Genomic DNA, 20763 nt, shown 5'->3' with positions numbered 1-20763 from the left:
AAATTCCGAATAAAGTAACGATTCAATACGCCAAACCTATCGATCGACCATGGTCAATTTTCGTTTGATCCGCCATCTCTGGCTGTTTCTCGCGGTAGCCGAGGAGCAGCATTTCGGGCGCGCCGCGCAGCGCTTGAATATGTCGCAGCCGCCGTTGACCGAGCAGATTCAAGCCCTGGAACAAGCGCTCAAGGTCAAGCTGTTCGAGCGTTCGCGACGCGGGGCGCAATTGACGCCCGTGGGCGCGGCGATCTTGCCGGCGGTGCGCAAATTCGCCGATCAAGTGGAGCGGCTGGAACTCGCTGTGCACGAAGCGATTGCCGGACGCAGCGGTGTGTTGACGATCGGTGCGATTTCGTCGGCCATGATGGATCTCCTGCCGCCGCTGATCGCCAAGCTCAAAGCCGGCCACCCGCAATTGACCATATCGGTGAAGGAAATCGACAGCGTCGAGGCGATACCCGCCCTCGAATCGGGCGATATCGACCTTGCATTCGCGCGGCTCGAGGGAGAGCTAGGGCCGGCGATTGGCTCGATGCCGCTCGAACAAGACCGGCTGATGGTGGCGATGCCGATGGACCACGCGCTCGCGGGCCGCTCCCGCATCCGGCTCGCGGCACTCGCGCAGGAGGAGTTCGTCATGTTCTCCCGGCGCGTCAGCCCCGTCTATTTCGACAGCCTCGTCGACGCCTGCCGCTCGAATGGATTCTTGCCGCGTGTCGTACACGAGGTGCGCTCGGTGGCTTCGCAGGTGGCCTTCGTCGGTTGCGGGCAAGGCATCGCATTGGTGCCAGCCTCGCTCCGGAAGCTCGCCCCGCAAAACGTCGTTCTACGCCCGCTGACGGAAAACCTGAGCGTTGTCACGACCGCCGTGGCATGGAACGCCACGCGCGACAACCCGCTCGTCGACGAAATCGTTGCCGTGCTTCGCGCGGGTGGGCTCGCGCACAAGGCGCGCCGCGGCCGAAGCTAGCCGATACTGGCCCGGCCGCTCCCCCGGCCCACGGACCTATTCCGCCCCGGCAAGCCGCAGCGCAAGAAAATCGACGAACGCGCGGATCCGCGTGGACAGCTGATGCCGCTGGGCATAGACCGCATAGATGTCGGCGCCCGGCGTGTCGTAGCCGGGCAGGATGGCGACGAGGCGCCCGTCGGCGAGGTACTCCTTGATGTCCCATTCGGCGCGCATCAAGATGCCGTGCCCGTCGAGCGCCCACTTCACGGCGATCTCGCCGTCGTTCGTCGTCAGATTGCCGTTGATGCGCACGGCTTCGGTCTGGCGCGCCGCGCCGCGTTGGCTCGAGAGCCGCCAGACGCCGTAAGGCTCGTCGCCCTGGCGAATGCCGATGCAATTGTGCTTGGCGAGATCGTGCGGTGTGGCGGGTAGGCCGCGTCGAGCGATATAGGCTGGTGCCGCGCACAGCAGCCGTCGATTCGGCGCCAAACGCCGAGCGATGACGCGGCTGTCGGGCGGCTCGCCGAAACGCACGCAGACGTCGAACGTATCGTCGCTGATCGGGGGCGGCGCGACCGAAAGCTGAAGCTGTACGGAGACCTGCGGATATTGCGCGATGAATCCCGATATCACCGGCCCGATGTGGCTGCGCCCGAAACCCAAAGTGGCATTGACGCGCAAGAGCCCCGTCGGGTTCTTCTTCGATCCGCCGAGCAGTTCGCCCAACTCGTCGATTTCGTCGAGGATGCGGCGCGCGTGCTCCAGATAGACCTCGCCCTCCGGCGTCAGCATCATCCGGCGTGTCGTGCGATTGATCAGCGGCACGCCGGCTCGCTCCTCCATCTGCGACAGCCGTTTGCTGACGGCTGCGGGCGTCAGCCCTAGCTCCCGAGCCGCGGCACTCAAGCTGCCTGACGCGGCCAGCGTCGAAAAGAAGCCCAAATCGGCAGGTTGGACGGCGTCCATCGCGGTTGATTTGTGAATTTAAGTTAAAGGCGCTTTGAGTCTAGCACCGTTTCTTCAACTTCCGATTCGGTAGAGTGCATCGACGTCGGCTCATCGATTCACTCATTCGCTCACACGCTCATTCATTTCCCGGACGAAAGACATGAAGACCTATCGCATTGCAACCATCCCCGGCGACGGCATCGGCAAGGAAGTCGTTCCGGCTGGCCGGGCGGTATTGGACGCGCTCGCCAAAACGACGGACCGTTTCGCGTTCGACTTCGAGGACTTCGATTGGGGTGCCGACTACTACCGCGCGCACGGCGTGATGATGCCGGCGGACGGTCTCGATCGGATCCGCGACAAGGACGCGATTCTGTTCGGCTCGGCGGGCGATCCCGACGTGCCCGATCACGTCACGCTGTGGGGCTTGCGTCTTAAGATTTGCCAAGGCTTCGACCAGTACGCGAACGTGCGGCCGACGCGGATTCTTCCCGGCATCGACGCGCCGCTCAAACGCTGCGAGCCCGCGGAATTGAACTGGGTCATCGTGCGCGAAAACTCGGAAGGCGAATACTCGGGCGTGGGCGGCCGCGTGCACCAAGGTCATCCGATCGAAGCCGCGACCGACGTGTCGATCCTCACCCGTGCGGGCGTCGAACGCATCATGCGGTTCGCTTTCCGGCTCGCGCAGTCGCGCCCGCGCAAGCTGCTGACGGTCATCACGAAGAGCAACGCGCAGCGTCACGCGATGGTCATGTGGGACGAGATCGCCAATCAAGTGGCGCTCGAGTTTCCGGCCGTCAAATGGGACAAGGAACTCGTGGACGCCGCGACGGCCCGCATGGTCAATCGCCCCGCGACGCTCGATACGATCGTCGCCACGAATCTGCACGCCGATATCCTCAGCGATTTGGCGGCCGCACTGGCCGGCAGTCTCGGCATCGCGCCCACGGGCAATATCGATCCCGAGCGCCGCTATCCGTCGATGTTCGAGCCGATTCACGGCTCGGCGTTCGACATCATGGGCAAGGGGCTGGCCAATCCGATCGGTACGTTCTGGTCGGTCGTGATGCTGCTCGAGCATCTGGGCGAAGCGGATGCCGCCGCGCGCGTGATGCGCGCCGTCGAGAGCGTGACGGCGAATCCGGCACTGCACACGCGCGATCTCGGCGGCCAGGCGACGACCGAGCAAGTGACGGCCGCCGTCTGCGCGTTCTTGCAGAAGGAAGCTGTGGCGGCCTGATCCTGCCGCCGGATAGTCGCAGAGCAGTACCAAAAAGTTGTACCGCTAGGTCGTACCGATACGCGAGCGGCGCCGAATCGAACAGAGCGCCGCCCAGCCTCGATGGAGGAGACAAATGCAAAGGCAATCAGACGTCGAATCGCGGGTAACGCGCAAACTCACGTGGCGCATCATTCCGTTCGTGATGCTGCTGTACTTCGTGAGTTTCTTGGACCGTGTCAACGTGGGCTTCGCGGCGATGACGATGAACAAGGCCATCGGCCTGTCGTCGACCGCGTTCGGTTTGGGCGGAGGTTTGTTCTTCATCGGCTACTTTCTGTTCGAGGTGCCGTCGAACTTGATTCTCAACCGGGTGGGCGCGCGCATCTGGATCGCGCGCGTGATGATCACCTGGGGCCTCGTCTCGGCCGCTTCCGCGTTCACGGCCGGCCCAACCAGCTTCTATGTCCTGCGCTTTCTGCTCGGGGCGGCCGAAGCAGGCTTCTTCCCCGGCATCATCCTTTACCTGAGCCTGTGGTTTCCGACCAAGCAGCGTGCCGCCGCTGCCGCTTGGTTCATGGCCGCGGCGCCGCTCTCGACCGTGCTCGGCTCGCCGATCTCGGGCGCGATCATGCAGATGCACTCGATGCTCGGGCTCGCCAATTGGCAATGGCTTTATGTGATCGAAGCGGTTCCGGCGGTTCTGCTCGGGTTCGTCGTGCTGAAATTCCTCACGGATACGCCGTCACAAGCGAACTGGCTGCAAGCCGACGAGCGCGATTGGCTCGTGGCGCGGATGAAAGAGGAATCGCGGGAGCGCGAGTCTCATGCAGGGCACACGGCCGGCGCGCTGAAGGCGCTGCGCGACCCGCGCGTGCTGGCGCTTGCCCTGATTTACTTCGGCACCTCGGCGGGGCTTTACACGCTCGGCTTGTGGGCGCCGCTGATCATCCGGCAGTATGGATTCAGCGCGATGGAGACGGGCTTGCTCAACGCCGTTCCTAGCATCGCCGCTGTGGTGGCGATGATTCTGTGGGCGAGGCACTCCGATCGAACGAAGGAGCGCACCTGGCACGTCGTCATCCCTTGCGTACTCGCTTGCATCGGCTTCGTGTTCGCTGGGCAGGCCGATACGGCATTGCTGATCGTGCTCGCGCTCGTCGTCGTGAACGTCGGCATCAGCGCGGCGAAAGCGCCGCTATGGGCCATGCCCAGCAAGTTTCTCTCTGGTGCCGGCGCGGCGGCGGGCATCGCGATGATCAACTCGATCGGCAATCTTGGCGGATTCTTCGGCCCGGCCATGATCGGCTGGTTGAAACATCGAACCGGCAGCTATAGCGCAGGCCTGTACTTCGTCGGGGCCACGCTGGCGGTCTCGGCGGTGGTCACCCTGTTGCTGAGCAGCAAGGAAGGACGGCCGGCGATGGCTCAGGCCAAACACGACCACTGACAGGGGTGGATGCCAAAAGACCGACGCCGGCTTAGAAAGGCCGGCGTCGTCTTGCTTCAAGCGTTGCGCTGCCGACCGATCAACCCGGCACGCGCACCCATCCCTCCATCAACACGCGTGCGCTGCGGCTCATCAGCGCTTTCTTGACGACCCATTGGCCGTCGACGAGCGCCGCCTGCGCGCCGACGCGCAGCGTTCCCGACGGATGGCCGAAGCGCACGGCTTCGCGTTCGCCGCCGCCGGCCGCCAGATTGACGAGCGTTCCGGGAATCGCCGCCGCCGTGCCGATCGCGACGGCCGCCGTGCCCATCATCGCGTGATGAAGCTTGCCCATCGATATCGCGCGCACGAGCAGATCGGCATCGCCCGCCCGCACGGTCTTGCCGCTCGACGCAACGTAATCGGCCGGCTTCGCGACGAAGGCGACCTTCGGCGTATGCTGCCGCTTCGCGATGTCTTCGATGCGCTCGATCAGGCCCATGCGCAGTGCACCGTACGCGCGAATGGTCTCGAACATCGACAGCGCTTTTTCGTCGCCGTTGATCGCGTCTTGCAGTTCCGTGCCCTTGTAGCCGATCGCTTCCGCCTCGACGAAGATCGTCGGGATGCCGGCGTTGATCATCGTCGCCTTCAGCGTACCGACGCCGGGCACCTCGAGATCGTCGACGAGACGGCCCGTCGGGAACATCGCGCCGCCCGCGCCGTCTTCGTCGGCCGCCGGGTCCATGAACTCGAGCGCGACTTCCGCGGCCGGAAACGTGACGCCGTCGAGTTCGAAGTCGCCCGTTTCCTGCACGGCGCCGCCCGTCATCGGCACATGCGCGACGATCGTCTTGCCGATGTTGGCTTGCCAGATGCGCACGATGGCGATGCCGTCGGCGGGGATGCGATCGGGGGCCACCAAGCCGTTCGAGATCGCGAACGGGCCCACGGCGGCGGAGAGATTGCCGCAGTTGCCGCTCCAGTCGACGAACGCCTTGTCGATCGCCACTTGCCCGAACAGATAGTCGACGTCGTGATCGGGCCGCGTGCTCTTCGAAATGATCACCGTCTTGCTCGTGCTCGACGTGGCGCCGCCCATGCCGTCGATCTGCTTGCCGTACGGGTCGGGGCTGCCGATCACACGCATGAGCAGCGCGTCGCGCGCGGCGCCGGGCACTTGCGCGGCTTCAGGCAAGTCCTGCAGCCGGAAAAACACGCCTTTGCTCGTGCCGCCGCGCATATAGATGGCGGGCACCTTGATTTGAGGGGAGTGCGTCATTCGTTAGGTGTCCTTGACTCTTGTTTCTTGCTTGTTGCTTCGTGCCTTATGCCGCCGCGGAAGATTCCAGGAAATCTTGCGCAAAGCGCTGCAGCACGCCGCCCGCTTCGTAGATCGAGACTTCCTCGGCCGTATCGAGCCGGCACGTGACCGGCACGGTCAGGCGTTCGCCGTTCTTGCGTTCGATGAAGAGCGTGAGATCGGCGCGCGGCGTGCGCTCGCCGATCACATCGAACGTTTCGGTGCCGTCGATGCCGAGCGTCTCGCGATTCGTGCCGGGTTTGAATTCGAGCGGAAGCACGCCCATGCCGACGAGATTCGTGCGGTGAATGCGCTCGAATCCTTCTGCCACGATCGCTTCGACGCCCGCGAGGCGCACGCCCTTCGCCGCCCAGTCGCGCGACGAACCTTGGCCGTAATCGGCGCCGGCCACGATGATGAGCGGCTGCTTGCGTTCCATGTAGGTTTCGATGGCTTCCCACATCCGCGTGACTTTGCCCTCGGGTTCGACGCGGGCGAGCGAGCCGGCCTTCACCTGGCCGTTCTCGAGCACCATCTCGTTCTTCAACGTCGGATTGGCGAACGTTGCGCGCTGTGCGGTCAGGTGATCGCCGCGGTGCGTCGCGTACGAGTTGAAATCTTCCTCGGGCAGGCCCATTTTTTCGAGGTACTCGCCGGCCGCGCTCGCGCGCATGATCGCGTTCGACGGCGAGATGTGGTCGGTCGTGATGTTGTCGCCGAGCACGGCCAGCGCACGCATGCCCTTGAGCGTGCGTTCGCCGGCCAGCGCGCCTTCCCAATAGGGCGGGCGGCGGATGTAGGTGCTTTGGGGGCGCCAATCGTAGAGCGGATCGGCCCGTTCGCTCTGCTGCGCGGCGAGGGCGAACATCGGCTCATAGACGCGCCGGAACTGCTCGGGCTTCACGCTCGAAGCGGCCACGGCATCGATTTCGTCGTCCGACGGCCACAGGTCCTTCAGCAGAATCGGCTTGCCGGCGGCATCGACGCCGAGTACATCTTTCTCGATGTCGAAGCGGATCGTCCCGGCGAGCGCGTAGGCAACGACGAGCGGCGGGGAGGCAAGAAACGCCTGCTTCGCGTACGGGTGGATGCGTCCGTCGAAATTGCGGTTGCCGGACAACACGGCCGTCGCATAGAGATCGCGATCGACGATTTCCTTTTGGATCACCGGGTCGAGCGCACCCGACATCCCGTTGCACGACGTGCACGCATAGGCGACGACACCGAAGCCGAGCTGCTCGAGTTCGGGCATGAGACCGGCGGCCTCGAGGTAGAGCGTCACGGCCTTCGATCCCGGGGCGAGCGAACTCTTGACCCACGGCTTGCGCACGAGCCCCAGCCGATTGGCGTTGCGCGCGAGCAAGCCGGCCGCGATCATATTGCGCGGATTGTTCGTATTGGTACAGCTCGTAATCGCCGCGATGATGACGGCGCCGTCGGGCATTTTCCCCGGCTCGTTTTCGACCTTGCCGCTGATGCCGCGCGCGGCGAGTTCGGCCGTCGGCACGCGCCGGTGCGGGTTCGACGGGCCCGCGATGTTGCGCGTGACGCTCGACAGATCGAAGCGCAGCACGCGCTCGTATTGCGCGTGCGCCAGCGAATCGGCCCAGAGGCCGGCCTCCTTCGCGTACGTTTCGACGAGCGCGACGAGCTTGTCGTCGCGGCCCGTGAGCTTCAGGTAGCGGATCGTCTGCTCGTCGATATAGAACATCGCGGCCGTGGCGCCGAATTCGGGCGCCATGTTCGAGATCGTCGCTCGATCGCCGAGGGTAAGACGCGACGCGCCTTCGCCAAAGAATTCAAGGTAGGCCGAAACGACCTTTTCCTTGCGCAGGAACTCGGTCAGTGCAAGCACGATGTCGGTGGCCGTGATGCCGGGCTGCCGCTCGCCCGTCAGCTCGACGCCGACGATGTCGGGCAGGCGCATCCACGAGGCGCGGCCGAGCATGACGCTTTCGGCCTCGAGGCCGCCGACGCCCACGGCGATGACGCCGAGCGCGTCGACCATCGGCGTGTGCGAGTCGGTGCCCACCAGCGTGTCCGGGAACGCGACGCCGCCCTGCACCTGCACGACGGGGCTCATGCGCTCCAGATTGATCTGGTGCAGGATGCCGTTGCCCGGCGGGATGACGTCGACGTTCTTGAACGCCTTCTTCGTCCAGTCGATGAAATGGAAGCGGTCTTCGTTGCGCCGATCCTCGATCGCGCGATTCTTCTCGAACGCATCCTTGTCGAAGCCGCCGCATTCGACGGCGAGCGAGTGGTCGACGACGAGCTGCGTCGGCACGACGGGATTGACGAGCGAGGGATCGCCGCCGGCGTCGGCAATGGCGTCGCGCAGCCCGGCGAGATCGACGAAGGCCGTCTGGCCGAGAATGTCGTGGCAGACCACGCGCGCGGGGAACCACGGGAAGTCGAGATCGCGCTTGCGCTCGATCAGCTGCTTGAGCGCATCGGTCAAAAGCGACGGCTCGCAGCGGCGTACGAGGTTTTCAGCATGCACGCGCGACGTGTAGGGCAGGGTGTCGTACGAACCTTTCTCGATCGCTTCCACGGCTGCGCGTGCGTCGAAATAGTCGAGCCCGGTGCCGGGCAGAGCTTTGCGGTATTCAGTGTTCATATTGCATGCGTCGAGCGAGGGCCGGCCCAGGCGAACCGCAGGGCTGGAAAATGTTTAGGAATGCGAACGACGGTCATACGTCGATCGCGGAAACGGATTGGGCCAATTTGCGCAGTTCGAACTTCTGGATCTTGCCCGTCGCGGTTTTCGGCAAGTCGATGAATTCGATCGCGCGCGGCACCTTGAAGCCGGCCAGATGCGCCTTGCAATGCGCGATCAGATCGGCCGCTGTGACGGCCGCGCCTGCCTTCAGTTCGACGAATGCGCACGGGGTTTCGCCCCAGCGCGGATCGGGTTTGGCGACGACGGCCACCGCCATCACGGCCGGATGCCGGTACAGGACGTCCTCGATCTCGATGCTGGAGATGTTCTCGCCGCCCGAGATGATGATGTCCTTGCTGCGGTCCTTGATGCGCACGTAGCCGTCGGGGTAGGCCACGCCGAGATCCCCCGTGTGAAACCAGCCGCCGCGGAAGGCGTCTTCGGTGGCGCTCGGGTTCTTCAGGTAGCCCTTCATCGTGATGTTGCCGCGGAACATGACTTCGCCGATCGTTTCGCCGTCCAGCGCCACGGGCATCATCGTGTCGGGATCGAGTACGGCGCATCCGTCCTGCAAGTGATAGCGCACGCCTTGGCGCGCATTGAGGCGGGCACGCTCGCCGATGTCGAGGGTCCGCCATTGCTCTTGCTGAGGGCAGACCGAGGCCGGTCCGTACACTTCCGTCAGCCCGTACACATGCGTCAACTCGAAGCCGAGGCGTTCGAGACTTTCGATCAGCGCGGCGGGCGGCGCGGCGCCGGCCACCATCGCGTTGACTCGATGCGCGATGCCGGCCTTGACCTCATCGGGGGCATTGACGAGCAGGTTATGCACGATCGGCGCGCCGCAGTAATGCGTCACGTGCTCGGCGCGAATGAGATCGAAGATCGCCTTCGCGTCGACCTTGCGCAGGCACACGTTGACGCCCGCGCGCGCCGCCACGGCCCAAGGGAAGCACCACCCGTTGCAATGGAACATCGGCAGCGTCCAGAGATAGACGGCATGCTTGGGCATGTCCCATTCGAGGATGTTGCTGATCGCGGCCGTGTGGGCGCCGCGATGGTGATAGACGACGCCCTTCGGATTGCCCGTCGTTCCCGACGTGTAGTTCAGGCTGATGGCGCTCCATTCGTCGCTCGGCGGTTGCCATTCGAACTCGGGGTTGCCGCTTGCAAGCAGCGCCTCGTATTCGATTTCGCCGATCCGCTCGCCGGGGCCGGCGTAGAGCGCATCGTCGACATCGACGACTAGGATCGGGCGCTCGACCGAGGGCAGCACCGCGCGCATGACTTCGGAGAACTCGCGATCGACGAGCACGGCTTTGGCTTCGCCGTGATTGAGCATGAAGGCGAGAGTGGCGGCATCGAGGCGCGTGTTGAGCGCATTGAGCACGGCGCCGATCATGGGGACGCCGAAATGCGCTTCCACCATGGCCGGCGTATTCGGCAGCATGACGGCTACCGTGTCGCCTTGCTTGATGCCGCGCGCGGCCAGCGCCGATGCGAGGCGGCGCGTGCGGGCGTACGTTTCCTGCCAGGTCCGGCGAATGTCGCCGTGCACGACCGCGAGGCGCGTCGGGTAGACGCTTGCAGCCCGCTCGATGAACGTCAACGGCGTGAGCGCAGCGAAATTGGCGGCGTTTTTCTCCAGGCCCGCTTCGTACATCTGTGTGCTCATGGTGTGTCTCCCCACCTCGTTCCAGCCGTTCGATACCGCGACGACGGGCCCACCCCATCCTCTCGGCGTGGGCCCGCTCCTCCGATCAGCGTTTGCCGATCGGCACGAACTTCAAGTCCTCCGGTCCCGTGTAATTGGCGCTCGGACGGATGATCTTATTGTCGATGCGCTGCTCGATGATGTGCGCGCTCCAGCCCGACATCCGCGAAATGACGAACAGCGGCGTGAACATCGCGGTGGGCACCCCCATCATGTGATAGGACACGGCGCTGAACCAGTCCAGATTCGGGAACATCTTCTTCGCGTCCCACATCACCGATTCGAGCCGCTCGGCGATGTTGAACAGGCGCATGTCGTCGGTTTCCTTCGAGAGCTTGCGCGCGACTTCCTTGATGACCTTGTTGCGCGGGTCGGAAATCGTGTAGACGGGATGGCCGAAGCCGATTACGACTTCCTTGTTTTCCACGCGGCGGCGAATGTCGGCTTCGGCTTCGTCGGGCGTCGTGTAGCGCGTCTGAATCTCGAACGCCGCTTCGTTCGCGCCGCCGTGCTTCGGGCCGCGCAGCGCGCCGATGGCGCCCGTGACGGCCGAGTAGATGTCCGAACCCGTGCCGGCGATGACGCGGCCCGTGAACGTCGAAGCGTTGAACTCGTGCTCGGCATAGAGGATCAGCGACGTGTGCATCGCTTCGACCCACGACTTCGACGGCGTCTTGCCGTGCAGCAGATGCAGGAAATGGCCGCCGATCGAGTCGTCGTCCGTTTCCACCTCGATGCGGCGGCCGTTGTGCGAGTAGTGGTACCAGTAGAGCAGCATAGAACCGAGCGAGGCCATCAGGCGGTCGGCGATGTCGCGCGCGCCGGCGATGCTGTGATCGTCCTTCTCCGGCAGCACCGTGCCGAGCACGGACACGCCCGTGCGCATCACGTCCATCGGGTGTGCCGAGGCCGGCACCCACTCGAGGGCGGCCTTCACGTTGGCGGGCAAACCGCGCAGTGCCTTGAGCTTCTTTTTGTAGGCGGCGAGCTCGGCGGTGGTCGGCAGCTTTTCGTGCACGAGCAGGTAGGCGATCTCCTCGAACTCGCAGGTGGTGGCGACATCGAGGATGTCGTAGCCGCGGTAGTGCAAGTCGTTGCCGGTGCGGCCGACCGTGCACAACGCCGTGTTGCCGGCGGTGACGCCTGAAAGCGCGACCGATTTCTTCGGCTTGAACGTGCCGGCGGCCGGCGCTTCCTTCACTGCTTCACTCATGGTGTTGTCTCCAGCTTCGAGATTCGAAAATCGAACGATTACTTGTTGGCGGCGAACAGCGCGTCGAGCTTTTCCTCGTACGCGTGATAGCCGAGATACTTGTAGAGATCCTCGCGCGTCTGCATCGTCGGCACGGCCGCTTTCTGGGTGCCGTCGCGGCGCACCGTCTCGTAGAAGTTGAGCGCCGCCGCGTTCATCGCACGGTAGGCGCCGCAGCAGTACAGCGCAATATCGACGTTGGCCGTCTTCAACTCGTCGGTCGTGAAAAACGGCGTCGATCCGAATTCCGTGAGGTTCGCCAGAATCGGTACTTTGACGGCGGCTTTGAACTTGCGGTAATCGTCGAGCGTGCGCATCGCTTCCGGGAAGATCATGTCCGCACCGGCTTCGACATAGGCGACGGCGCGCTCGATCGCCGCGTCGATGCCCTCGGAGGCTGCTGCATCGGTGCGCGCCATGATCACGAACGATTCGTCCGTGCGCGCGTCGACGGCCGCCTTCACGCGATCGACCATCTCTTCCTTCGGCACGCATTCCTTGCCGGGACGATGTCCGCAGCGCTTTTGTCCGACTTGATCCTCGAGGTGCACGGCGGCCACGCCGGCCTTGATGAACGAGCGAATCGTGCGGGCGATGTTGAAGGCGCCGCCCCAGCCGGTGTCGATATCGACGAGCAGCGGCAGCGAGCAGGCGTCGGTGATGCGGCGGGCATCGATCAGCACGTCTTCCATCGTGCTGATGCCGAGATCGGGAATGCCGAGCGAATTGGCGGCGACGCCGCCGCCCGACAAGTAGACGGCTTTGAAGCCGGTGGCTTGCGCCATCTTCGCGGCGTAAGCGGTGATCGCGCCGACGACCTGCAGCGGCTGTTCGTTCGCGACGGCCGCGCGGAAAGCCGCGCCGGCACGCATGGGTTGCTGATGACCTGTTTCCACGTTGGCTCCAAGAAAGGTGAACCCATAGAGCAAGGTGCGGACCAGGTGGCTCTATGGGGCGTAACTGCTTGATTCTACGAGGGTGCCGCCGAGTCCGGCCGTTCATGCTATTTCAAAAATGAAATCACGTGTTTCATAGTGGAAATAACGCGAGCATAATACCGGCTGCGCGTGCCTGCGTGATATCCGCGCTGTTCAACGAACGAGTTTGCTCCGTGAGCCGTCTTCCTTCCGATCATTCATTCGCCGTGTCCCCGCTTCCGCGGATCTGGGCCTTCGGCATCAGCCGCCTGCGCGATCTCTTGTTCGAGATCGCGGGCGAATACGACGAGCGCGCCGACCTGCGCGTGATCGCGCGTGCTTACGACGATGCGGTGCACGAGGTCGAGACGGCCGGGGCGAGGCGTCCGGACGTGATCGTCGCGGGCGGATCCAATGCCGCGTACTTGAAAACGCGCCTGTCGGTGCCGGTCGTGCAGATCAATCCGACCGGCTTCGACGTCATGCAGTCGCTGGCACGGGCGCGCAAGCACGGCGAGCGACAAGTGGCGCTCGTGACGCCGGGGGAGACGCCGCCGGAGGTGCGCGATTTCGTTTCGGCTTATGGGCTCGATGTCGTGTTCGCGTCGTATCGCTCGGCCGAGGATGCCGACGCTTGCGTGCACCGTTTGCGCGAGCTTGGGGTCGGCGCGATCGTCGGCCCCGGCCTCATCGCCGACTTGGCGGCGGCGGCGGGGATCGATACGGTGTTCCTCTATTCGCATGCTTCGATCCGGCGCGGCTTCGAGACGGCCATGGATTTGGCTCAGGCCACGCGCGTCGAGGCGAAGCGTCGTCGGCACATCGACAATCTGCTGCAGCATCTGCGCGACGGCGTCGTCGCGCTCGATGCGAACGGCCGCGTCGAAGCCATCAACCGCCGGCTCGCCGATGCGCTCGGTATCGATGCAGCCCGCGCCGTGGGCCGGCCGCTGACGGATCTAGTGCCCGGCCTTGCGCGGACGCTTCCCGATGCCGACGGCGATATGCTCGCCACGATACGCGGCGTCAGCTATCTCGTGCATCGCGGCCCGCTCGTCGGCGACAGCGGGGAAGACGGCGTCGTGCTGACGTTTCAGGAGTCGCGCGCGGTCGAGCGTCTCGATCGGACGCTGCGATCGAAGCAGTTGACGCATCAATTCTCGGCGCGCTACCGGCTCGACGATTTGGTGGGCGAGAGCGCGTCGATGCAGCGGGTGAAGACGCTTGTGAGGCGCTACGCCAAATCCGATGCGACCGTGCTCGTGCTCGGCGAGAGCGGCACCGGCAAGGAGATGGTGGCGCAGAGCATTCACCGGCTTAGCGCTAGGCGCGAATTTCCGTTCGTCGCCATCAATTGCGGTGCGTTTCCCGAGGCGTTGCTGGAAAGCGAACTGTTCGGCTATGAAGAGGGCGCGTTTACCGGCGCGCGCAAAGGCGGCAAGGCCGGGCTGATCGAAGCGGCTCACCGAGGCACGTTGTTTCTGGACGAAATCGGCGAGATGCCGCTGCCGCTGCAAAGCCGTTTGTTGCGCGTGCTGCAAGAGCGAGAGGTCGTGCGGCTCGGTTCGACGGAGCCGACCCGTGTCGATATTCGCGTGGTCGCGGCGACACACGGTGCGTTGACCGAGCGGATCGCGGGCGGGACGTTTCGTGCCGATCTCTACTATCGCTTGAACATTTTGAGCATGGCGCTGCCGCCGCTCAGAGAGCGGGCCGAAGACATGATGCCGCTGGGCGTCGCGCTCTTCATGCAGGCCGTGCGGCGAGAGCCGCGTCTGACGACGCGCATCCGCGGCAGCGAGGTGGGGGAAAACGTGCTCGCTGGCGTCGAGGATGTGCTGCGCGGCTATGCGTGGCCTGGCAACGTGCGCGAGTTACAGAACGTGATCGAGCGGATCGTCGTTGAATTGGCCGATGACGACACCTCCGACGGCAACGTTGCCCCGCTCGATGTGGAAACGATGCGCACGATCGCGCCGGAATTGTTCGCGAGCGATGTCAATGCGAATGGGCAGAGCGCTCGCGCGGATGCGAAAACGCTGCGCGAGCGCAGCCGGCACGTCGAAGCCGATCAGATTCGCGCCGCGCTCGCGGCGTGCGATGGCGATCGCGATGCAGCCTGCCGGGCGCTGGGCATCAGCAAGACGACGTTATGGCGCAAGCTCAACGCGGTGCGTTGAACGTCGACAGCAATTCGCTACGAGCGGAGATCGCCCGCCCTCAGGGAAATACGCTTGCCCTCGTACCCGGACATCATCGGCGCAATCGCACCGGCGATGCGCTGGCGGCCCAACTCGAACGCCAGCGTCAGCTGCCGCGCGCTGGTATCGACCGCGCCGAGTTCGCGTTGTGCAACGTCGGCGGACAATTCGAACGCCCGGTATCCCCATCCGAATTCATAGGCGGCAAACCAAATTGCTTCGTCATGAACCATCGGGCGAGTCAGCTTGAGGGCGAGGGGGGACATGGCAGCTCCGCGTGAAACCAATACTACTAATTCTGCCAGGGTGCCCGGGAATTGAGGAATTAAAATCGTTTTCAGTCAACAGGGTTGCTACTCTATTGACATACGATTGGCGAACAGAGTGGAAAATTCGACCGCCGCCGCTGCATCGATGACACCTCGTTTGTTCTAGCTTGAAATCGCGAGTCACGCCCCCAATAATCTTGCGACTCAACACAAGGTGTCACAATGAAATCGAATCGTAAGTTTGTTCTTCTGCTGTCCGCACTGCTCGCGCTCGGAACGACCGGAACGGCGAATGCCGTAGGCTGCATGAGCGGCGCCGTCGTCGGCGGCGTGGCCGGTCACTACGCGGGGCATCATGCGGTTGCCGGTGCCGTCGGCGGATGCCTCGTCGGGCACCACCTGGCTAAGAAAAAGGCACAGGAGAAGAAGGCGGCGAAGCTTCGGGCCGAGCAAGCGCAGGCGCAGTAAGCCGCAAGCCGCGAGCGATCGCGCAATGATCGCTCGGTGATCGCTCGGTGATCGCGTCATGATTGGATGCCGGCCAATGCCGGCATGCCGAGAACGAGGTGCGAGCCGCGCTCGCACCGCCGCACTCACCCCCGGCTAGGGATGTCGAGACCGCGAATCACCGCGGGCCTTGCCAGAAAGACATCGAGTGCGCGCTTCACGTGCGGGAAGTCGCCAAAGCCGACCAATTCTCCCGCCTCGTAAAACCCAACAAGATTGCGAATCCACGGGAACGTGGCGATATCGGCGATCGTATAGTGCTCGCCCATGATCCACTGCCGTTCGCAGAGCCGGCCGTCGAGCACGCCCAGCAAGCGCCGTGCTTCCGCCACGTAGCGATCGCGAGGACGCTTGTCTTCGTAGTCCTTGCCCGCGAACTTATTGAAGAACCCGACTTGCCCGAACATCGGGCCGACGCCGCCCATCTGGAACATCAGCCACTGAATGGTTTCGTAGCGGGCCGCTTCGTCGAGCGGCATGAGCTTGCGGCTCTTGTCGGCCAAGTAAATCAGAATCGCGCCCGATTCGAACAGTGCAAGGGGTTTTCCGCCCGGACCGTTCGGGTCGATGATCGCCGGGATCTTGTTGTTCGGATTCAGGGAGCGAAACTCGGGCGACATCTGATCGTTCGTATCGAAGCGCACGAGGTGCGGCTCGTACGCCAACCCGGCCTCCTCGAGCATGATCGACACTTTGACGCCGTTCGGCGTGGGAAGCGAGTAAAGCTGGATGCGGTCGCGGTGCTCTGCCGGCCATTTGCGCGTAATGGGAAACGTAGAGAGATCGTTCATGCGTTGTCCTTGAAAAACGGGGCGCTGTTCCGTCATGGCATCGATCGATGTTTCGGCGCACCCCCGAGGATGAATGCGAGTCCGAACCGGATTTTACCCGTCGGCGGCGGCGAGCGTGGCCACGTCCACCGGCAGCAAGAGCGAGATCGCGCCGTTCGTCAAAAATGCTTCGTGATACCCGCGTAAATCGCACGCTGCGGCCCGTATTGCGGCGCGCCGACGCCGATTCCCGAGCCGTCGCGCAGTTCATAGACTCTGCCGAACGCATTGACGAGCGTGAGGCGCGCGTCGACCTTTCCGACGTACGGTTCGTTCAGGTGTTCGATGACGCTGAAGTCCATCTGCATGTACCAGGGCATGCGATCGGTGTTGGCGAATCCGCTGCGCAGGCCGCTGCCGACGATCGCGTCGGCCGAAAGCGTGGTGCGCCCCAGCGCATACGAGCCGCCGAACGATGCCGTGACGCGCTGGTCGTGATCGAGGTAGACCCAACTGTTGGCGATGTAGGCCAGTTCGCCGGGCGTGAAGTTGATTTGCGCCGAGTCGATGTCCTTGCCTTGAGCACGGCTGTAGGCCACGTTCAAATAGGCGGACGCGTTCTCGTGCTTGTAGCTCGCCGTGAACTCGAGGCCGTATTGCCGGCCCGTGGCGTAGTTGAACGGCGAGAAGATCAGGGCGGTGCCGAACTGTCCTTCATCGAGCAGATCCGTCGACCGCTTGTAGTAGGCATCGAGGCCCAGCGTCAGATCGGACGTGACGCGCTGGGAAACGCCGATGTCGAAGTAGTGGCTGCGCTCCGGCTTGACTGGGTCGTTTTGTTGCGTCGGGCTTTGATTCGTCGTGCCGTTGAATAGCCCGACCGTCTCGTTGGAGACGAGCTCGAAGGGCGGCGGCGTGAAGTAGCGGGCGTAACCGGCATGGATCGTCGTCGCATTGGTCGGCCGATAGACGATGCCGATGCGCGGGCTCACCTGGCCGGCTTGCACGTACTCGTCCATGCGGTCGAACCGCAAGCCGTAGTTCACCGTCACCTTGTCGGCGATCTTCCATTCGTCCTGCGCGTACAGGCTGTAGAGGTAGCCCGTTTTGCTGCTCGAATCGTCGATCGTGAACGGCACGTCGGATAGCGGGTTGCCTGACGCATCGGCTGGAAATACCGCGACGCTGTTGTCGAACACGGCGTGTTCCTCTTGCAGCATGATGCCGGCGCGCAACGTATGTTTGTCGTTCAGCCGGTAGGTCGCGTCGGCTTGGATGCCCTGGGCCTGGTTGCTGTGAAAGTCGTTCGATGCCACGCCATTGAAGATCAGGTCGCCCGCCGGATCGGGATTGAACTGCGTGCGCGTATAGCGGGTGAAGAAGGCGACCTGGTAGTCGAGTGCTGCGCCGTTGGTGCCTTGCAGGGCGATCGCCGCGAAATTCGTGAGTTCGGATTGGGTCTCGTTCAGATCGGCGGAATTGAACGACGAGGTGCCGTTCAAGGTATAAACCCCGGGTAGGCCCGGCGTGTTGGGAATCTCGAACTGATTGGCCGCCGTACCGAACATCACGGCCACGCGCGTCAGCGGATTGAGCAGATAAGACAAATAGCCGAACGCGTTGCCTTGCCGCGTGTGATCGTGCAGCGGACTGCCGTCGGACGTCGGCGCCTCGATGCCGAGATTGTTCTCGCCGAGGGTTCCGGCAAAGTAATAGCTCAAGGGGCCGCTCGAGCCGAATACGTCGGCGCTCGTCTGTAGCGTCTGGTGGCTGCCGCCATAGACGTCGATCGTGCCGCCGTTGCCGGTGTCGCCTGATTGCGTGCGAATGTCGACGACACCGGACGTGCGATAGCCATACTGGGCCGGCAGCGCGCCCGTGACGAGATTGACTCGGTCGACGATGCGGGTATCGAACGATTGGCCGAACCCGCTGATCGCCTCGGGGATGACGATGCCGTCGAGCCGGTACTGCAGGTTTGCGTGCTCCCCGCGCACGTGCAATTGCCCGAACGAATCGTCGGCCACGCCGGGCGCCTGCAGCAAGACCTGATTGAGCGGGGTATCCGCTCCTTTCGGCATGGCTTCGATGTCCGCTTGCGAGATTCGGTAGACGCTGCTCCCGACGTCGGGCGACAACGCGTTGCGCGCCTGGTCGAGACGCCGCGCGCGCACGGTGACGGTAGGCATGCTGACGTCGTTCTTTTCGGCGTCGGGAGCGGCCGCCGGCTCGGATGCCGCTTGCGCGGCGACGACGGCCGCACGGGTGGAATTCGCCTCGTCGGCGCGGACGGCGAGCGGCGTACCGAGTATCGGCATGAGCAACAAGGCTTGGGCAGGGCGGACCAGACGATTCATTTTTGTTGGCGGCGAGGATGCCGGCGAAACGCGGCATTGCACGAGGGCGCGCATGCGGGGCTGAAGGGCTAGCCATGACAGGCGCGGACGGCGGCATCGAATGAGATACGATATAACGTATCATTTTCAACGCCTGAAGCGGCCTACGGTTTGAAGGGCGCTAAGTGGATGCAATGATATAACGTATCTTTTCGTGCGCGCAAGGCGCTGTGACCTCGGCGGTTGCCGGCCTTGAGTTTCGGCGCCCGGCAAGCTACATTCAGCACCCCTAGGTGCCGCGGGGGCCTAGGGGTTGTATTTCCAAATAATCTCCAAGTACCGAGAGGGCGTTCGATGTCGTTCCTGGCAGGGCGCAGCACCGAATCGACCGGCGACGAAACGCGAAGCCTCGCGTGGACGGCGGCCATCGCAGCCGGCCTCGGCGCGTTGTTCGTCCTCCTGAGCTTCGTGTGGGCGCTGCCGCTCGACGTGCGCTGGTACGCGCCGCTCGCTAGCGCATGGCTCGATCTGTTCATCGTCGCCAATGGAGCACGGCTGTCCGGGCAGGATCGCGCCGTGCGCGCGCGGACCGCGAGCTTCGGCCTGCTGGCTCGCACCGCCTGGCGTGCGTCGCGGCGGCAACATGGGTCGACGGCATTCTTCGTCGCGCTGCGCTCGATCTCCTGGCAGCCGTGGGGCGCGCTCGTCAGCGCCTGCGCCGCGCTCGCCGCCACGGCGGCGGCGTGGCTGGCGCTGCCGCCGGCCACGCTGATCCGTGCACTGATCTCGCCGGCGGTGCCGATTGCCAACTGTGCCGTCTTGCTCGTCATCGCCTTCGTCACGCTCGTCGCGGAGCGCACATGCCATGGGCAGGCCGAGCGCTCGCCGGTGCTCGCCTCGTTGGCACGGATGTTCCGCGTGGTGCTGGTCGTGACGCTCGCGGCCGCTGCCTCGAGTGCATGGCTCGCCTACGCGGGCTCGGCGCCGAATTGGCCGCTGCGCGTCGCGGCGGGGCTTACCGCGGCCATCGCGCTCGAATTCGCCCTGCGCGCGGCCGTGCTCTTCTTCCTGCCGCTCGCGAGCCGCGCGAGCATGACACGTGTGCCGGCCAGTGCGATCGCGAGCGTTGTCCGGTGGCGGCCTTCGCCGTTCGCCGCGCTCGGCAACGTGGTGCGCCAGCAATACGGCATCGATCTGCGGCAAAACTGGGTGCTGCGCAGCGTCGCACGATTGCTGCCGGCGGCGCTCGTTTCGATCGTCATCGTCGGCTGGCTGCTGACCTCCGTGTCCTTCCTCTCGCCCGACCAGCGCGCAGTCTACGAACGGTTCGGCGAGCCGGCCGCCGTCTGGCAACCGGGGGCCCACATCGGCTTGCCCTGGCCCTTCGGCAAGGTGCGGCTCGTCGATAACGGCACGGTGCATCAACTGATCGTTTCGGGCGGCGCGGACAACAGCAGCGTTGCTTCGCCGTCGGTCCATGCCGACGATTCGGCTCCCGACGCGTTGAATCGGCTCTGGGACGTCGCGCATCCGTGGGAGACGACGCAGGTCATCGCCGGTGCCAGCGGCGATCAGCAGAACTTTCAGATCGTCAGCGCCGATGTTCGGCTCGACTACCGCATCGGCGCGTCCGATGCCGACGCGCGCGCCGCGCTTTATCGAGCGACCGACGCCGAGGGCTTGGTCCGCTCGATCGCGAACCGCGAGGTCGTTCACTATCTCGCGTCGCACACGCTCGCATCGCTGCTCGAAACGCGCCAGACGGCGATCGCCGATGTCGTGCGGGCCAACGTCCAGCGGCAGCTCGATCGGCTCGGCGCGGGCATCGAAGTGGTGGCCGTGGTGGTCGAAAGCATTCATCCGCCGGCCGGTGCCGCCGCTGCCTATCACGGGGTTCAGGCCGCCCAAGTGCGCGCGCAGGCCAGCGTGGCGCAAGCACGGGCCTACGCCGCGACCGAACTGGGCGATGCGCGGGAGCGCGCCACGGACGACGTCGCGCAAGCGCAGGGCGATGCGGCCGAGACGCTGGCCCGCGCACGCGCGCAGCAAACGGACTTCGACGCTGACGTCGGCGCCTCGCAGCTCGGCGGTCCCGCTTATGCGTTCGAGTATTACCTGCGCAAGCTGGTGGGCGGTCTTCACGATGCGCGGTTGACCGTCATCGACGATCGGCTCGCGCAAGGCAATCGCGCCACGCTCGATCTGCGCGCCTATCCGGCCGGCGATCTCGCCGGCGTCGCGCAGCCCAATCATTGAGGTTCGAATTGAGATTCGACGG

General features: G+C 64.4%; 15 protein-coding genes. 6 read left to right on the top strand and 9 right to left on the bottom strand.

The genetic code is table 11. The features are described from left to right. Window positions 1-49: 49 nt before the first annotated feature. A complete protein-coding gene (locus DWV00_RS17480; protein ID WP_115534858.1) occupies window positions 50-973 on the top strand; it encodes a LysR family transcriptional regulator in 924 nt (307 codons plus the stop codon). Between the two features lie 36 nt (window positions 974-1009). On the opposite strand, the gene DWV00_RS17475 is transcribed toward DWV00_RS17480, so the two are convergent. Beyond that, window positions 1010-1921, bottom strand: coding sequence for a LysR family transcriptional regulator (locus tag DWV00_RS17475; protein WP_115534857.1), 912 nt, complete (start codon window positions 1919-1921; stop codon window positions 1010-1012). A 142-nt stretch (window positions 1922-2063) separates the two neighbouring features. On the opposite strand from DWV00_RS17475, the gene DWV00_RS17470 reads away from it, so the two are divergent. After that, complete coding sequence (locus tag DWV00_RS17470) at window positions 2064-3146, top strand: tartrate dehydrogenase (protein WP_115534856.1); 1083 nt, start codon at window positions 2064-2066, stop codon at window positions 3144-3146. Window positions 3147-3261: 115 nt separating this feature from the next. Beyond that, window positions 3262-4575: an MFS transporter gene (locus DWV00_RS17465; RefSeq protein WP_115534855.1), complete on the top strand. Its 1314-nt coding sequence runs from the start codon at window positions 3262-3264 to the stop codon at window positions 4573-4575. Between the two features lie 79 nt (window positions 4576-4654). On the opposite strand, the gene prpF is transcribed toward DWV00_RS17465, so the two are convergent. The 5 genes from prpF to prpB all read right to left on the bottom strand — a co-directional run bounded on the left by prpF (window position 4655) and on the right by prpB (window position 12357). Further along, window positions 4655-5836: a 2-methylaconitate cis-trans isomerase PrpF gene (gene prpF, locus DWV00_RS17460; RefSeq protein WP_115534854.1), complete on the bottom strand. Its 1182-nt coding sequence runs from the start codon at window positions 5834-5836 to the stop codon at window positions 4655-4657. Between the two features lie 46 nt (window positions 5837-5882). Beyond that, window positions 5883-8477 carry a Fe/S-dependent 2-methylisocitrate dehydratase AcnD gene (gene acnD, locus DWV00_RS17455; protein WP_115534853.1) on the bottom strand — a complete coding sequence of 865 codons (2595 nt, stop codon included), beginning with the start codon at window positions 8475-8477 and terminating at the stop codon, window positions 5883-5885. A gap of 73 nt (window positions 8478-8550) precedes the next feature. After that, complete coding sequence (locus DWV00_RS17450; protein ID WP_115534852.1) at window positions 8551-10194, bottom strand: acyl-CoA synthetase; 1644 nt, start codon at window positions 10192-10194, stop codon at window positions 8551-8553. Window positions 10195-10279: 85 nt separating this feature from the next. After that, window positions 10280-11446, bottom strand: a complete 1167-nt coding sequence (gene prpC, locus DWV00_RS17445) for a bifunctional 2-methylcitrate synthase/citrate synthase (RefSeq protein ID WP_115534851.1) — start codon at window positions 11444-11446, stop codon at window positions 10280-10282. A 38-nt stretch (window positions 11447-11484) separates the two neighbouring features. Beyond that, a complete protein-coding gene (prpB, locus tag DWV00_RS17440) occupies window positions 11485-12357 on the bottom strand; it encodes a methylisocitrate lyase (protein WP_115534850.1) in 873 nt (290 codons plus the stop codon). Between the two features lie 239 nt (window positions 12358-12596). Between prpB and prpR the strand changes: the two genes are divergently transcribed. Continuing rightward, complete coding sequence (prpR, locus tag DWV00_RS17435) at window positions 12597-14582, top strand: propionate catabolism operon regulatory protein PrpR (RefSeq protein WP_181885501.1); 1986 nt, start codon at window positions 12597-12599, stop codon at window positions 14580-14582. A gap of 17 nt (window positions 14583-14599) precedes the next feature. On the opposite strand, the gene DWV00_RS17430 is transcribed toward prpR, so the two are convergent. Then, window positions 14600-14869, bottom strand: a complete 270-nt coding sequence (locus DWV00_RS17430; RefSeq protein WP_181885500.1) for a hypothetical protein — start codon at window positions 14867-14869, stop codon at window positions 14600-14602. 225 nt (window positions 14870-15094) lie between these two features. Between DWV00_RS17430 and DWV00_RS17425 the strand changes: the two genes are divergently transcribed. Beyond that, window positions 15095-15340 (top strand): hypothetical protein, encoded by a 246-nt coding sequence (locus tag DWV00_RS17425; RefSeq protein WP_115534848.1) that lies wholly within the window; start codon window positions 15095-15097, stop codon window positions 15338-15340. Between the two features lie 125 nt (window positions 15341-15465). On the opposite strand, the gene DWV00_RS17420 is transcribed toward DWV00_RS17425, so the two are convergent. Continuing rightward, window positions 15466-16170, bottom strand: a complete 705-nt coding sequence (locus DWV00_RS17420; RefSeq protein ID WP_115534986.1) for a glutathione S-transferase N-terminal domain-containing protein — start codon at window positions 16168-16170, stop codon at window positions 15466-15468. 158 nt (window positions 16171-16328) lie between these two features. Next, window positions 16329-18506 carry a TonB-dependent receptor gene (locus tag DWV00_RS17415; RefSeq protein WP_115534847.1) on the bottom strand — a complete coding sequence of 726 codons (2178 nt, stop codon included), beginning with the start codon at window positions 18504-18506 and terminating at the stop codon, window positions 16329-16331. A gap of 333 nt (window positions 18507-18839) precedes the next feature. Here DWV00_RS17415 and DWV00_RS17410 point away from each other — a divergent pair, with 333 nt between their 5' ends. Further along, window positions 18840-20741, top strand: a complete 1902-nt coding sequence (locus DWV00_RS17410; protein WP_115534846.1) for a protease modulator HflK — start codon at window positions 18840-18842, stop codon at window positions 20739-20741. Window positions 20742-20763: the final 22 nt, after the last annotated feature.

The organism is Trinickia dinghuensis, assembly GCF_003367175.1.
Lineage (GTDB): Bacteria > Pseudomonadota > Gammaproteobacteria > Burkholderiales > Burkholderiaceae > Trinickia > Trinickia dinghuensis.
This window is presented reverse-complemented; position numbering and strand designations above follow the sequence as displayed.

Coding starts and splice junctions, on each gene's coding strand:
- DWV00_RS17480 (WP_115534858.1), top strand. CDS start 50: ATGGTCAATTTTCGTTTGATCCGCCATCTCTGGCTGTTTCTCGCGGTA.
- DWV00_RS17475 (WP_115534857.1), bottom strand. CDS start 1,921: ATGGACGCCGTCCAACCTGCCGATTTGGGCTTCTTTTCGACGCTGGCC.
- DWV00_RS17470 (WP_115534856.1), top strand. CDS start 2,064: ATGAAGACCTATCGCATTGCAACCATCCCCGGCGACGGCATCGGCAAG.
- DWV00_RS17465 (WP_115534855.1), top strand. CDS start 3,262: ATGCAAAGGCAATCAGACGTCGAATCGCGGGTAACGCGCAAACTCACG.
- prpF (WP_115534854.1), bottom strand. CDS start 5,836: ATGACGCACTCCCCTCAAATCAAGGTGCCCGCCATCTATATGCGCGGC.
- acnD (WP_115534853.1), bottom strand. CDS start 8,477: ATGAACACTGAATACCGCAAAGCTCTGCCCGGCACCGGGCTCGACTAT.
- DWV00_RS17450 (WP_115534852.1), bottom strand. CDS start 10,194: ATGAGCACACAGATGTACGAAGCGGGCCTGGAGAAAAACGCCGCCAAT.
- prpC (WP_115534851.1), bottom strand. CDS start 11,446: ATGAGTGAAGCAGTGAAGGAAGCGCCGGCCGCCGGCACGTTCAAGCCG.
- prpB (WP_115534850.1), bottom strand. CDS start 12,357: ATGCGTGCCGGCGCGGCTTTCCGCGCGGCCGTCGCGAACGAACAGCCG.
- DWV00_RS17430 (WP_181885500.1), bottom strand. CDS start 14,869: ATGTCCCCCCTCGCCCTCAAGCTGACTCGCCCGATGGTTCATGACGAA.
- DWV00_RS17425 (WP_115534848.1), top strand. CDS start 15,095: ATGAAATCGAATCGTAAGTTTGTTCTTCTGCTGTCCGCACTGCTCGCG.
- DWV00_RS17420 (WP_115534986.1), bottom strand. CDS start 16,170: ATGAACGATCTCTCTACGTTTCCCATTACGCGCAAATGGCCGGCAGAG.
- DWV00_RS17415 (WP_115534847.1), bottom strand. CDS start 18,506: ATGAATCGTCTGGTCCGCCCTGCCCAAGCCTTGTTGCTCATGCCGATA.
- DWV00_RS17410 (WP_115534846.1), top strand. CDS start 18,840: ATGTCGTTCCTGGCAGGGCGCAGCACCGAATCGACCGGCGACGAAACG.